The organism is Streptomyces sp. NPDC005181 (assembly GCF_040608395.1).
Classification (GTDB): Bacteria; Actinomycetota; Actinomycetes; order Streptomycetales; family Streptomycetaceae; genus Streptomyces.
The window spans coordinates 70049-83930 of record NZ_JBEXID010000013.1; the positions used below are offsets into that span (position 1 = coordinate 70049).

Genomic DNA, 13882 nt, shown 5'->3' on the forward strand with positions numbered 1-13882 from the left:
CTACTACCGTTGTCCAGCTAGGGAGAACATTCGAGAGGGGCCGACGTGACCACCACCGCAGACAGTGCCACCATCACTGCCCAGGACCGCTCCCAGAGCCGACTCGAGCCGGTGCATGCCATGAATGACTCAGTCAGGAACACGGAGGGGCCAGAGCCAGCGCGCCCAGCGCGCTCGCTCCCCGGCCGACCTCCAGGAATCCGAGCGGACAGCTCGGGGCTCACGGACCGGCAGCGGCGAGTGATCGAGGTCATCCGGGACTCGGTGCAGCGCCGGGGATACCCGCCCTCGATGCGGGAGATCGGACAGGCGGTGGGGCTGTCCAGCACGTCCTCCGTCGCCCATCAGCTGATGGCCCTGGAGCGCAAGGGCTTCCTGCGCCGCGACCCTCACCGCCCCCGGGCGTACGAGGTCCGTGGTTCGGACCAGCCCAGCACGCAGCAGACCGACACGACCGGCAAGCCCGCCGCTTCGTATGTGCCACTGGTCGGCCGGATCGCGGCCGGCGGGCCGATCCTCGCCGAGGAATCGGTCGAGGACGTATTTCCGCTCCCCCGCCAGCTGGTCGGGGACGGCGAGCTGTTCGTCCTGAAGGTCGTCGGTGACTCGATGATCGAGGCGGCGATCTGCGACGGCGACTGGGTCACCGTGCGCCGTCAGCCCGTCGCGGAGAACGGCGACATCGTGGCCGCCATGCTGGACGGCGAAGCGACGGTCAAGCGCTTCAAGCGGGAGGACGGTCATGTATGGCTGCTCCCGCACAACTCCGCATACCAGCCGATCCCTGGCGACGAGGCGACCATCCTCGGCAAGGTCGTGGCGGTGCTGCGGCGGGTGTGAAGCTCGTCGGTTCCGACCGGGCCCCGGGATCAACTGCGCCGATCCCGGGGCCCTGCCTGTGCGTCTGAACCGTCGAAACGCTTCCCGGAGCGGTGGTGGTCACCAAGGACGAGCAGGGGTCCCAGGCGCGTTCGGGATCACTGCTCGTTGGCCTTGGCGACGGCGTCGATCGCCGCGAGTGAGCGACGCGCCTGGTTGCGGTCCGTCGTGTACCAGAAGTCGGGCAGCGAGGCCCGGAGATAGCTCCCGTACCGGGCATTGGCCAGCCTCGGGTCGAGCACCGCGACCACTCCCTTGTCTCCCGTGGCCCGGACGAGACGGCCGGCGCCCTGCGCCATCAGCAGCGCGGCATGGGTCGCCGCGACAGCCATGAACCCATTGCCGCCCGCCTCCTCAACCGCCTTCTGGCGTGCGCTCATCAGCGGGTCGTCAGGGCGGGGGAACGGGATCCGGTCCATGATCACCAGCTGACAGCTCGACCCGGGGACATCGACGCCCTGCCAGAGCGAGAGCGTGCCGAAGAGGCAGGTCTCGGGGTCAGCCGCGAAGTTCTTGATCAGCTCCCCGAGTGTCTCCTCGCCCTGCAGCAGGATCGTCTTGTCGAGCCGGCCGCGCAGCTCCTCGGCGGCGGCCTGCGCCGCCCGCATGGAGGAGAAGAGCCCGAGGGTGCGCCCGCCGGCGGCCTCCACCAGTTCGGCGAGCTCGTCCAGCATGTCGGTGCGGGAGCCCTCCCGGCCGGGCGTGGCCAGGTGCCTGGCGACGTACAGGATGCCCTGCCTGGGGTAGTCGAACGGCGATCCGACATCGAGGCCCTTCCACTGCGGGATGTCGTCGCCCGCGGTGCCCTCGGGGGCCAGTCCCAGCGAAGCCCCCACCCCGTTGAAGTCGCCGCCGAGCTTGAGCGTGGCCGAGGTGAGTACGACCGAGCGGTCGGCGAAGAGCTTCTCGCGCAGCAGGCCGGAGACGGAGAGCGGGGCAACACGGACGGATGCACCGAAACGGTCGTGGCGCTCGTACCAGACGACGTCGTACTCGGAGTCCTGGGTGATCCGCTCGGCAACACCGTGGATGGTCTCCACCGATGCCAGCGCCTGCTTGCGGACGGCGTCCTCGTCCTGGACGGACTTGTCCCGGGTGGACCCCAGTGCCGAGATCACCGTGCGAGCGGCGTCCCGGAGCGCCATCAGTGCGTAGCCGAGGTCCTCGGGGACCTCTTCCAGGCGGCCGGGGAGCGCCAGCTCCATCACCCGCTCGAACCCCTCCGACGCGGTCTGCAGGGCGTCGGCGGCCTTCTCGTTGACCAGCTTCGTCGCACGGCGCACCGCCCTGTTCACCTGGCCGGGCGTGAGCTCTCCAGTAGCCACTCCGGTGACTCTGGAGACCAGCTCATGGGCTTCGTCGACGATCAGCACCTCGTGCTGCGGGAGAACCGGAGCGCCCTCGATCGCGTCGATGGCGAGCAGTGCGTGGTTCGTGACGACGACATCGGCGAGCTTGGCGCGCTCGCGGGCCATCTCCGCAAAGCACTCCGCGCCGTACGCGCACTTGCTGGCGCCCAGGCATTCCCGGGAGGAGACGGAGACCTGCGCCCAGGCCCGGTCGGAGACGCCCGGGGCGAGGTCGTCGCGGTCGCCGGTCTCGGTCTCGTCCGACCAGTCCCGCAGCCGCAGCAGATCCTGGCCGAGCTTGCTCGACGGAGCCGCAGCCTCGAACTGATCGAAGAGCCCCTCCTCCTCTTCCTGCGGCACTCCTTCGTGGAGCCGGTGCAGACAGAGATAGTTCGAGCGCCCCTTGAGCATCGCGAACTGGGGCCGGCGGCGCAGCAGCGGGTGCAGTGCGTCGACCGTGCGCGGAAGGTCGCGCTCCACGAGCTGGCGCTGCAGCGCCAGGGTCGCAGTGGCGACCACGACCCGCTCCCCGTGTGCCAGTGCGGGCACCAGGTAGCCGAGGGACTTGCCCGTGCCCGTGCCGGCCTGGACGAGCAGATGGGAATTGTCGTCGACGGCCTCGGCAACAGCCTCGGCCATGGCGGCCTGGCCAGGCCGCTCCGTACCGCCGACGGCGGTCACGGCAGCGTGCAGGAGCTCGGGGAGGGATGGCTTTGTCATAGCGTGACCAGCCTACGGGGCACCACTGACAACGGCGATCACTCCCGGACTCATGCGGAGGGGTGGAGCGGGTTCGGAACGGTGCCATGGACGGCGGCGTGCGGGCGCTCGGATCGGTCGCGGTAACCGTCCCGATACAGGCGGTTGCGGTTCAGGCAGAGGCGCTCGATGCGCGGCGTCAGCATGTCGAACATCTCGAACCTCTCCTTCAGCTCGGGAAAGCGGGCGTGGTGTCGCAGGATTTCGGCCCGCACAAGTGACCAGAATTCGGCCTCCGGGACCCCCAACTGTTCCTCGCAGAGGCGGGAGAGGAAGCGGAAGACGCCGACGAAGAGCCCCGAGTGGATGAACTGGGTGAGGAACCCGGGCTCCTCGGTGAGCAGGATGCCGCGCACGTCTTCCGGCATCGCCGCGTGCTCGGGCAGCGGCTGGGCGCTGATGTTCACGTCGTCGACGAAGTCCTTGATCGCGAGCCGTACGGGCACGTCCTGGTCGTCGAAGACGACGATGGCGTTCTCTCCGTGCGGGGAGAAGACCGTTCCGTACTGGTAGAGGAAGTGCAGCAGGGGCGGGAGCAGCGCCGCGAAGAGCCGGGTCAGCCATGCGGTGGGGGTCAGACCCGAGCGGGTCACGAGCTCGGCGGTGAAGGCGCGGCCCTGCGGATCCGTGTGGAGCAGTGAGGCGAGGGTCCGGGCGCGCTCGCCGGGCATGAGCCGGGGATGGAGCGGCTCGCGCCAGATCGCGCCGAGGATCTCCTTGAACTGGTACGGCGCCTCAGGAAGATGGTCGTAGAGCGGATGCTCGACGGTCACGGAGGCCACCTCGCCGAGCAGGATGACGCCGCAGGTGTCACGCAGAAACGGGTCACGGTCACGCAGGCCCTGGACCCAGGTGGTGACGGCGGGGGCCGCGAGCGTGCGCTCGGTCGGGAGGCCTCGCCAGACCAGCGTGTTGAGGATCGACAGAGGCAGTTTGACGGTATGCCGGTCGGGGCGCCCCAGATTGGTGAACGTACGGATGGACTGCTGCGGCAGCCGGAGGTCGTCGTCGGTGTGCAGCGGAACGATGTCGCCTGCGGCGATGGCCGGTGCAAACAGCGGAACGATCCACTCGTCCCACTGCCAGGGATGCACGGGAAGGAAGAGGTAGGCGCTGGGGTCGAGATCGCGGGCGCGGAGCTCGGCGGCGAAGGATGCGCGTACCGAGGCGTCCAGTTCCTGTGCGTAGAGCTGCTCGGGGGTGGCGAGGCCGGTCACCCCCCGGTAGCCGCCGATCCGGGTGCTGACAGCGATCCACGGCAGTCTGACCGGTCTGCGGGCTTCGGGGGTGAAGCGCGAGGCGTCGGCGGCGGAGAAGCCGAGGCGTCCCTTGTTGGCGACGAGCCAGGGGTGGCCGGTCTGGTGTCCTTCGAGTTCCGCATATTCGAGGTCGGCGAGTCGGGCTGCGGTGAAGGTGGTGTGATCCAGCCGGGCATCGGCGGCGAGCGTGGTGGTGATCTCTCGGATGAGGTGGCCGAGGGTGGCTCCGTCGAGGTGGAGCAGGCGCCGGGCGCGGGCGAGGAACTGCAGCGGATCATGGAAGGGGACGGTCCGGGTGCTCCCGTCCTCGCCGGTCCCGGCAGGGGCGTCCCGATCGCTTGCGCGCATCGAGTCGGGGGCGACATGCCAGCTGCCGTAGACGCCTCGTCCGGCTCGGAAGCTCAGGGTTGCGCCGTCGTCCAGCGCGAGGGTGTAGGTGCCGCTCCCGCCGGGCTGAAGGGCCGGCTCGATGACTTCCTCGTACGCGAACTCGCCGAGCATTTTCGCGAGCAGCCGAGTGGCGACTCTGTCCCAGACCGTCCGGTTCAGCTCTGGAGTGCTGAGCAGTTCGGGCGAGTCCGCTGATTCATGGTTCGACGGATATGGCGGCACGGGGACTCCTCGGGACGGAACCGATGGGGTGCGAGCGGTGTAAGTAATGCAGCAGGTCGATCACAGCTGGGCTCGGTGGGCTCGGTCGCGGATCATCAGAGCGGCTTGCTTGTCGGGGAGTTCGACTTCTGCGGAGAACCGGAAGCCGGCGCTCAGAAAAGCCGAGACGGAGGGGGTGTTGCGCAGGTCAGGTTCCGCGACGACGCGCGCGCACTGCGGACGGTTGTCGAGTACGAGGTCGGAGACGGCCCGGAGCAGGGTGGTCCCGATGCCGCGCCCGCGGTTGGTCACGCCACCGATGAGGAGGTGGATTCCGGTGTCATGCGGTCGGGCAGGGTAGTGACGCGCCAGCGGGTCGAGGTCCGCACGGTAGATCTCCCAGTAGCTCATGGGGATGCCGGACAGCACACCCAGGCAGGGGACGCTGCGTCCGTCGCCGTCGAGTTGGGGGCGCAGGTGGGCGGCAGTGACGGCGTCTGTCCCGCCCAGTTCCCAGAACGCGGCGACTGCGGGGTCGTTCATCCAGCGGCTGATCACCGCGAGATCGCGTTCCATTCGTACGGGGACCAGCTGAAACACTCCGGCCGGTGTGGTGACCGGTCTCCACTCGGCCGGGTTGTCGAGCAGGTCGGAATTCTCCAGCCTGCTCATGACGCCACGGGTGTTCGCGCCCGGGTTCGGGTGTACGCCTGCGACCGTGCCTGTGCTCACGTCCTCCCCCTCGGTCGACGTGGGTCCGCCCCGGGCCAAGGACTCCTTCAGGGACAGGGGTCCGTCGAGCGGCGGAGCGGGGGGCGGCGTTGCCGTTGCCGGTTTGTCTTCCCCGAACAGGGCGAGGAATTCGTCGGAGAGCTGCAGGTCCAGGGTGTCCTCGGCGCCCGTACCGGCTTGGGAGGCAGGGCCGGTTCCGGCGCCGGTGTGCGCATCGGCGGGAGGCACGGTGATGCCTCTCCTCTCAGCAGTTCAGGCGGGGGTCATGTTCCCTCAGTCGAAAAGGGGGTTGGCGATGGTGACGTAGACGGACTGGGTGTCGACCGGACCGACTAGTTCGTCCAGGCCGTGCAGCCGGGTCAGCAGGTTGGCCTTGCACCGTAGGTTCGGCTGCTCCAGCAGCTGCGCGGGAAGCGGGGAGCCGAGGCCGGTGACTCCGCGGAGGAAGCGGCGGAGCGCGGCGATCAGCACCTGCTCATCGGCGAGGTGCTGGGCACCGAAGGCTCCGATGAGACCGAAGAGGTTGTTGATGCCGAGGTAGTAGGCGAAGCGCTCATCCGTGACCGAGTCGGAGACGAAGGTGTCGCTGTCCGTTCCGATGCCCGGGAGCCTGGTCTCGAGTGCCGCGCGATGGGACTCGCGGAAGTAGTAGCCCTGGTTGTCCCGATAGCGGCCGCCGACGGGCCAGCCGTGGGCGTCGAGCAGCACCAGCGTGTTCTGCTGGTGGGCTTCGAGGGCGACGCCTGCTGTGGCGTCGAGCCAGAGCACGGGGCGTACGACGCGGTCGAGGTAGCGCAGGAACCACTCGGCGGCGACGGCTCCCTTGGTTCTGCCGGTGGCTGCGGCGAGGCGGACGACGACATCGGCGAGGCGCGAGTGCATGCCTGGCCGGTCGGGCCAGGGGCGCGGGGCCGTGAGGCCGGCGATGCACACCGCATCGTCGAGCGGGTGGAACGGGTTGTGGCGCAGCATGACATCGAGGCCGAGGACGGGCTCGCCGTCCGGCGCGTCGACGGCGAGCCACGCGGGGTCGCGGACGATGTCGAAGCCGGGGTGGACGGCGTGCCACTGCGTGGCGAGTCCGCTGCGGAGCAGCCGATGGACCTCCACCCCTCGGTGGAGCTCCTTGCGGAGGTTCTCACGCCGGGAGTTGGTGATGCGTACGCCGAGGGAGAGCTTGAGCATGACGTCGGCACCGGGCTGGTGGACGGTCCGGACGGAGGAGGTGGGATACCAGCGCTTGCCGTGCGGTCCCAGGTCGTGGAGGAGCTTCGCATCGAGCAGCGCTGCGACTTCGGGTCGATGGCTCAGTTCGCGGGCCTGCCAGGGGTGGAGCGGCATCGGTGCGGTGTTCGGGGGCAGATGCAGTCCCTCCGCGTGCTGGGCCACCAGGTCTTCGGCCGGCACGGGGCGGCCTCCCTCCGTCCAGGAGGACTCGGTGGCCAGCACGGAGCGGTCGACAGCCATCCAGTGCAACGGGAAGGAGCCGTGCAACTCGGGTGAGTAGAGGCGGGATTCGGCCTCGGAGAGTCCTTCGCGGCTCTTGGGGCTGGGGTGCAGGGGGTGCCCGAGCAGAAGTGACTGCTCGGCGGTGAGAAAGAGGTCGGCGTCCGCGGGAGCGGTAGGTGTACGACGCCGCTCGGCGATGAATCCCGCCGTGCGGCGTACCGAGTCGGCGACTCTGGCCACCATGTCGGCGCCCTCGTTCCGATCTGCCTCGCGGCCCAGGAGGGCCGCGACCGTGACGGCATCGGTGGTCGGCGCGCCGTCGGGTGCGCTCTCCAGAGCGGGCAGGCCGAAGCGGTGCCATCCCGTGACGGACCAGTAGACGACGGGGACGAGCAGAGCGGTCCCGCTGGCGGGCAGCGGAATGCGCAAGGTGGCCCGGTCCGGTCGGGGCAGGTCGTTCTCCCGGACCCAGCAGCGCAGCAGGTTCTCGACACCTGCCGTGTCTGCGGCCATGAGCGGATCCGGGTGATCGAGCAGATCGGCCGGTCCTGCGACGATCGGTGGTACCTGCAGGGGGCGCCGGTCGCCGTAAGGCGCGGCCTTCTGGCGCGGCACGGTCGTCTGCTCGACTGCGAGTCGGCCGACGGGCCCGGCCTGTCCTCGCTGCTGGCCGGTGGGAGGGCCGTCGGCCTCGGGCGCGGGGGTGGGGTTCACGGCGGTCTTCCTTGTGAGGGTGTCCGGGGTCAGCGAGCCGACCCGGTCATGGTTCGGCGGTGCGGCGCGCGCTCGGCTGCTTCCAGGGCATCGGCGAGGCGTTCGACGACCGCTGTTGCCTGTTCGTCGGTGAGCGTGAGGGGAGGGAGCAGCCGTACAACGGCGGAGTGGCGTCCGCCGAGTTCGACGATGAGGCCGCGGCGCAGGCATTCCTGCTGCACTGCGGAGGCGAGGACCGGGTCGGGCGGTGCTTCGGGGCCGCCGTCGGTACCGTCGGTGGGCGTACCGGCCTGGGGGTCGACGAGTTCCACTCCGATCATCAGGCCCCGTCCGCGGACATCTCCGATGCACGGGTGGTCAACGGCCAGTGCCTGGAGGCGGGCAAGCATGCAGGCGCCCAGCGTCGCGGCGCGCTCGGCGAGCCGGTTCTCGCGAACGTAGGCCAGAGTGGCCGTGCCGGCGGCCATCGCGAGTTGGTTGCCGCGGAAGGTGCCTGCGTGGGCGCCCGGCTGCCAGGTGTCGAGTTCGGAGCGGTAGACGATCACGGCTAGCGGGAGGGAGCCGCCGATGGCCTTGGACAGCACCATCACGTCGGGGACGATCCCGCTGTGCTGGACTGCCCAGAAGGCGCCGGTCCGACCGACGCCCGTCTGGACCTCGTCGGCGATCAAGGGGATGGACCGTGCTGCGGTGATCTCACGCATCCGGCGCATCCAGCCGTCGGGGGCGGGGTTCACGCCGCCCTCCCCCTGTACCGGTTCAAGGATCATTCCGGCCGGCGCCGGCGCTCCGCCCTTGGGATCGTCCAGGAGATTCTCGGTCCACCGCGCGGCGACCTCGGCCCCCCGTTCACCGCCGATACCGAAGGGGCAGCGGTAGTCCTGCGGAAAGGGAAGCCGGGTGACCCGGACGTCCTCGGCGCCGCCCGAGGCCGCGAGGGCTCCCGCCGTCATCCCGTGGTAGGCGCCGGTGAAGGCGAGGAGCCCACTGCGCCCGGTCGCGGCACGAACCAGTTTGAAGGCCGCTTCGACCGCGTCCGTACCGGCCGGCCCGCAGAACTGGATCCGGGCGTTGTCGGCGAACTGCGGTGGGAGTGTGGCGAACAGTTCCGTGGTGAAGGCGTCCTTGACCGGGGTTGCCAGGTCGAGGACGTGCAGCGGCGCACCCGAGTCGATGACCTTCTTGATCGCTTCCAGAACGACCGGATGGTTGTGCCCGAGGGCCAGCGTGCCCGCTCCGGAGAGACAGTCGAGATAGCGCCGTCCGTCCGCGCCTTCAATGGTCATCCCGCGGGCCCGTACCGGCACGATCGGCAGTGACCGCGCATAGGTACGGGCGGCCGACTCGCGCAGCGACTGCCGGCGCAGGATCCCCTCGTGCACCGAAGGTGGTGCCGGCGGTGCTGGTTCGGTCACGCCCACGGCTGTTGGTCCTCCCGCTGTCACAGGTGCGTTGCACGTCGTTACGTTTCCGCAAGGACGGACTGCGGAGCTGAACGCTGCTCGCAAGTCCCTCGTACGTACCAACGACGCCGGGCGCAGGGGATCACGGGTAAATCGGAAGATCCTTGCGGAGATGGAACCGTGCCCCTGCCGCGTGCCGTCCCCACCGGCACCGGCATAGTGGGGGACCGCGCCGAGGGCTTCGGGCAACAGCTCGGAGTCCCTGGTGCGTTGGCAGCGACGTGTTCGGATCAGTGTCTGGGGCAGTGCCCCAGACACTGATCCGAATGCAGTACAGAAGCGTTGAGTTACGAAGTCCCAGGGGGATCACCACATGCGACTCATTCGACCAGTTCTCACGGCACGTCAGGAGACGAGCGCACGTCGCGCGCGCTCCTCTCTGCTTGCCGTGGCCGCGGTCACCGCAGTTCTCGCACTCACCGCCACAGCCTGCGGGCCGAGCGAGGAGAAGGCGAGTGCCGAGCCCAGCAGTTCCGCCGGCCAGTCCTCGGACGACAAGATCACCATTCCGGACGACCTGAAGGACCGGCTCAAGGAACACGGGATCGACCTCGACCAGTGGAAGAACGGCGAGTGGAAGAACTGGGACAAGGACACGTGGCTGCGTGAGGCCAAGGACTTCGTCAACCCGATCATCGAGGACCTCTGGGACCCGGAGCGCATGCGGGATGCCGACAAGGCGCCTGAGCAGCCGGTCGACAACGACATCTCGGGTGACGCCGGTGTGACGGACCCGACGCCGGCACCGGTGCGGGCCACGAATGCGCAGACTCCGTACCACGACAGCGCTGCGGAGTCCGGGAAGCTCTTCTTCGACGGCCCCGAGGGCTCCATGGTCTGCTCCGCAACCGTGGTGAAGGACCCGGCGCACCCCGGAAAGTCCAACATGGTGTGGACAGCGGGGCACTGTGTGCACGCGGGCAAGAAGGGCGGCTGGTACCGCAACATCGCCTTCGTGCCCTCCTACAACAACAGCGGTCTGTCGATCGCCGAGCTGCAGAACGCGCCCAAGGAGCAGATCGCCCCCTACGGCGTGTGGTGGGGCCAGTGGGCGCAGACGTCCGACCAGTGGATCGCCGACGGCGGACCGACCGGCGGTCAGGGCGCTCCGTACGACTTCTCGGTGCTGCACGTCGCACCGGAGAAGGGGGCGACCGGCAAGTCGCTGGAGGAGACAGTCGGTGCGGCGCTGCCGGTCGACTTCGACGCACCGGCCGTTCCCAAGATCGACAGCATGACGGCAACCGGCTTCCCGGCCGCTCCGCCGTACGACGGCCAGAAGCTGCTGCAGTGCAAGGACAAGCCGGGCCGGCTCTCGCTGACGAAGGAGGATCCGACGATGTACCGCGTCGGGTGCACCATGACCGGCGGTTCCTCCGGTGGCGGCTGGGTCGCGGCAGGCCAGGACGGCAAGCCCGCCCTCGTGTCCAACACGTCCATCGGCCCGGTGACGGCCGGTTGGCTGGCCGGGCCGCGCCTCGGCAAGGAAGCGAAGGGCGTCTACGACTCGGTCAGCAGGAAGTACGCCGGGCAGTGATCCCTGCGAACTGCCTTCCGCTGATCCATGGGTGACAGTTATTCAGGGGCCCCCGGTGCACAAACAGTCCACCGGAGGCCCCTGCGCGCCGGGCGGTCGTCCGGCCCGCAGGTGACCCTCGCACCCGGTGCCCCGGTGGCAAAAGCCGTGCTGCGGACCGTCATAGGGTGTCCCCGCACATTCGGTGGTCGCCGACCCGACCACCCCTTCACATGACACGTTCATGGCAATTCTCAGAGATTTCAGGGGGAACCCTTTCCATGCGATCCATACGCCCGCTGCTCGCCGCGACCGGCCTCGTCGCCGCGCTCGCGCTGTCGGCCACAGCCTGTGGTCCGAGCGAGGACAAGGCGGCCGACAAGCCGGCCGCCACCGAATCCGCCCGTGGTAACGACGGCAGCGGCGGCATCTCCGCCGATCTGGCCGAGACGCTGAAGAAGCACGGCGTAGACCCGGAGAAGTGGAAGAACGACGAGTGGCAGAACTGGGACAAGGACAAGTGGCTGCGTGAGGCCAAGGACTTCGTCAACCCGGTGATCGACGGGCTCTGGAAGCCCGAGCGGATGAAGTCCGCCAAGGACCCGGCGAAGACGATGGCGGCCGGTGACTTCTCCGGGGACCAGGGCGTCACCGACCCGGAGCCCGCACCGGTCAAGGCCCAGCCCGAGGACCTGCCCTACCACGAGCATGCGGCCCCGGTCGGCAAGGTGTTCTTCGACTCCCCCGAGGGCACCATGGTCTGCTCGGGCACGGTCGTCAAGGATCCGAAGAACCCGGGCAGGTCCGACCTGGTGTGGACGGCCGGACACTGTGTCCACGCCGGCGCCAAGGGCGGCTGGTACCGCAACATCGTCTTCGTGCCCGCGTACAACGACAAGGGCAAGTCCGCCGCCGCACTGGAGAACGCCCGGCCGGAGGAGATCGCCCCGTACGGCGGGTTCTGGGCCGACTGGGCCACGTCCTCCGGCGAGTGGATCGCCCGGGGCGGTCCCACCGGCGGCGAGGGTGCTCCGTACGACTACGCGGTGCTGCACGTGAAGCCGGAGAAGGGCAACAAATCCCTGGAGGAGACCGTGGGCAACGCCCTGCCGGTCAACTTCGACGCACCCGAGGTCTCGCAGATCAGCGCCATGGGCGCCTGGGGCTACCCGGCCGCCGCCCCGTACGACGGTCTGATCATGCACAAGTGCGTCGACCGTCCCGGCCGGCTTTCCGTCAGCCCCAGCACGCCCACGATGTACCGCATCGGCTGCACCATGACAGGCGGTTCCTCCGGCGGCGGCTGGTTCAGCGAGGGCTCCGACGGCAAGCTGGCCCTGGTGTCCAACACCTCCATCGGCCCGGTGACTTCTGGTTGGCTCGCAGGACCTCACCTGGGTCAGGGCGCGCAGGAGACCTTCACGATGATGAGCGACAAGTTCGCCGGTCGGTAGCAAGAGCGCCGTTCACGCCCGAAGGCCCGCTCCCTCGTGACGAGGGAGCGGGCCTTCGGTCCGTACGATGTCGTGCTGTCAGTGCGCCGCGAGCGCGAACGTCGCGAGGTCGGCGGCCAGTTGCTCGTGAACCCGCGCCTTGAGCATCGTGCCCTCCGAGGTGTGCTCCTCGGAGATCACTTCGCCGTCGGCGTGCACCCGGGAGACAAGTCCGCCGTGGGTGTACGGCACGAGCGCCTCGATCTCGACCGACGGCCGCGGCAGTTCGGTATCGATGAGCGCGAGCAGCTCCTCCATACCGGCACCGGTCCGCGCCGAGACAGCGATGGCATACTTCTCGATCCGCAGCAGCCGCTGCAGGACCAGCGGGTCGGCCGCATCAGCCTTGTTGATCACCACGATCTCGCGTACGTCCAGCGCACCCACGTCGCGGATCACTTCACGCACCGCGGCGAGCTGCTCCTCGGGCACGGGGTGGGAGCCGTCCACCACATGCAGGATCAGGTCGGATTCGCCGACCTCCTCCATGGTGGAGCGGAACGCCTCGACGAGGTGGTGCGGCAGATGCCGTACGAACCCGACCGTGTCGGCCAGGGTGTAGATCCGGCCGCTCGGCGTCTCGGCGCGACGGACCGTCGGGTCCAGCGTGGCGAACAGTGCATTCTCGACGAGGACGCCCGCGCCGGTCAGCCGGTTGAGCAACGACGACTTGCCCGCGTTGGTGTATCCGGCGATCGCGACCGAGGGCACCTTGTTGCGCTTGCGCTCCTGACGCTTGATATCGCGGCCGGTCTTCATCTCCGCGATCTCCCGGCGCATCTTCGCCATCTTCTCGCGGATCCGACGCCGGTCCGTCTCGATCTTCGTCTCACCGGGACCGCGGGTCGCCATGCCGCCACCGCCGCTGGAACCGGCGCCGCCCATCTGCCGGGAGAGCGACTGCCCCCAACCGCGCAGTCGCGGCAGCATGTACTGCATCTGTGCGAGCGAGACCTGCGCCTTGCCCTCTCGGGACTTGGCGTGCTGGGCGAAGATGTCGAGGATCAGGGCGGTCCGGTCGACCACCTTGACCTTGACGACGTCCTCGAGATGGATCAGCTGGCCGGGGCTGAGCTCTCCGTCGCAGACGACGGTGTCGGCCCCTGTTTCGAGGACGATGTCACGGAGCTCCAGCGCCTTGCCGGAGCCGATGTACGTGGCCGGGTCGGGCTTGTCCCGCCGCTGGAATACGGCGTCGAGCACCTGGGCGCCCGCCGTCTCCGCAAGCGCGGCAAGCTCCGCGAGCGAATTCTCCGCGTCCTGCACGGTCCCCGAGGTCCAGACGCCGACCAGCACCACACGCTCCAGGCGCAGCTGACGGTACTCGACCTCGGTGACGTCCTCGAGCTCGGTGGAGAGGCCCGCCACACGCCGCAGCGCCGCGCGCTCGGAGCGGTCGAGCTGCTCGCCGTCCCGCTCTCCGTCGATCTCGTGGCTCCAGGCGACGTCCTCTTCCATCAGGGCGTCGGCCCGAAGGCTTTCGGTGAGGCTCTCGGTGACGTTCTCCGTGGCACTCTGCGCATTCTGCGCGTCCTGGGGAAGGGAGGAAGAGGAGGTCATTGGATCCTTACGTCGATAGAAGTCCGTTACATCAGTCACAACGTGTGACCTTCCTGGATGATTCCCGCTGGGGAGAATCTCCGGTCCGGCCGCCGCGGCGACCGGTCGATAGTGGCAT

9 protein-coding genes are annotated in these 13882 nt (G+C 69.0%); 3 read left to right on the forward strand and 6 right to left on the reverse strand.

Annotation, left to right across the window (positions count from 1 at the left end; genetic code table 11):
- The first annotated feature begins 45 nt into the window (after positions 1-45).
- The gene (lexA, locus tag ABZV38_RS11975; protein ID WP_355768725.1) at positions 46-840 is read left to right on the forward strand and encodes a transcriptional repressor LexA; all 795 of its coding nucleotides are present in this window, start codon (positions 46-48) and stop codon (positions 838-840) included.
- A 137-nt stretch (positions 841-977) separates the two neighbouring features.
- Here the strand turns inward: lexA and ABZV38_RS11980 are convergent, their stop codons facing one another.
- The 5 genes from ABZV38_RS11980 to ABZV38_RS12000 are packed head-to-tail and all read right to left on the reverse strand — an operon-like array spanning position 978 to position 9153.
- Positions 978-2948 (reverse strand): ATP-dependent DNA helicase, encoded by a 1971-nt coding sequence (locus tag ABZV38_RS11980; RefSeq protein ID WP_356326660.1) that lies wholly within the window; start codon positions 2946-2948, stop codon positions 978-980.
- 50 nt (positions 2949-2998) lie between these two features.
- Positions 2999-4858, reverse strand: a complete 1860-nt coding sequence (locus tag ABZV38_RS11985; protein WP_356326661.1) for an IucA/IucC family siderophore biosynthesis protein — start codon at positions 4856-4858, stop codon at positions 2999-3001.
- 60 nt (positions 4859-4918) lie between these two features.
- A complete protein-coding gene (locus tag ABZV38_RS11990; protein WP_356326662.1) occupies positions 4919-5797 on the reverse strand; it encodes a GNAT family N-acetyltransferase in 879 nt (292 codons plus the stop codon).
- Between the two features lie 45 nt (positions 5798-5842).
- On the reverse strand, positions 5843-7732 hold the full coding sequence (locus tag ABZV38_RS11995) for an IucA/IucC family protein (RefSeq protein WP_356326663.1): 1890 nt from the start codon (positions 7730-7732) through the stop codon (positions 5843-5845).
- Positions 7733-7761: 29 nt separating this feature from the next.
- The gene (locus ABZV38_RS12000; protein WP_356326664.1) at positions 7762-9153 is read right to left on the reverse strand and encodes a diaminobutyrate--2-oxoglutarate transaminase family protein; all 1392 of its coding nucleotides are present in this window, start codon (positions 9151-9153) and stop codon (positions 7762-7764) included.
- A 355-nt stretch (positions 9154-9508) separates the two neighbouring features.
- Here ABZV38_RS12000 and ABZV38_RS12005 point away from each other — a divergent pair, with 355 nt between their 5' ends.
- Both ABZV38_RS12005 and ABZV38_RS12010 read left to right on the forward strand, forming a co-directional pair.
- Complete coding sequence (locus ABZV38_RS12005) at positions 9509-10732, forward strand: hypothetical protein (protein ID WP_356326665.1); 1224 nt, start codon at positions 9509-9511, stop codon at positions 10730-10732.
- A 260-nt stretch (positions 10733-10992) separates the two neighbouring features.
- Positions 10993-12165, forward strand: coding sequence for a hypothetical protein (locus tag ABZV38_RS12010; RefSeq protein ID WP_356326666.1), 1173 nt, complete (start codon positions 10993-10995; stop codon positions 12163-12165).
- Between the two features lie 78 nt (positions 12166-12243).
- Here the strand turns inward: ABZV38_RS12010 and hflX are convergent, their stop codons facing one another.
- Positions 12244-13764, reverse strand: coding sequence for a GTPase HflX (gene hflX / locus ABZV38_RS12015; protein WP_356326667.1), 1521 nt, complete (start codon positions 13762-13764; stop codon positions 12244-12246).
- Positions 13765-13882 lie beyond the last annotated feature (118 nt).

Excerpts from the sequence above, each read along its gene's own strand:
- ABZV38_RS12005 (WP_356326665.1), top strand. The coding sequence starts at position 9,509 with ATGCGACTCATTCGACCAGTTCTCACGGCACGTCAGGAGACGAGCGCA.
- hflX (WP_356326667.1), bottom strand. The coding sequence starts at position 13,764 with ATGACCTCCTCTTCCTCCCTTCCCCAGGACGCGCAGAATGCGCAGAGT.
- ABZV38_RS11980 (WP_356326660.1), bottom strand. The coding sequence starts at position 2,948 with ATGACAAAGCCATCCCTCCCCGAGCTCCTGCACGCTGCCGTGACCGCC.
- ABZV38_RS12010 (WP_356326666.1), top strand. The coding sequence starts at position 10,993 with ATGCGATCCATACGCCCGCTGCTCGCCGCGACCGGCCTCGTCGCCGCG.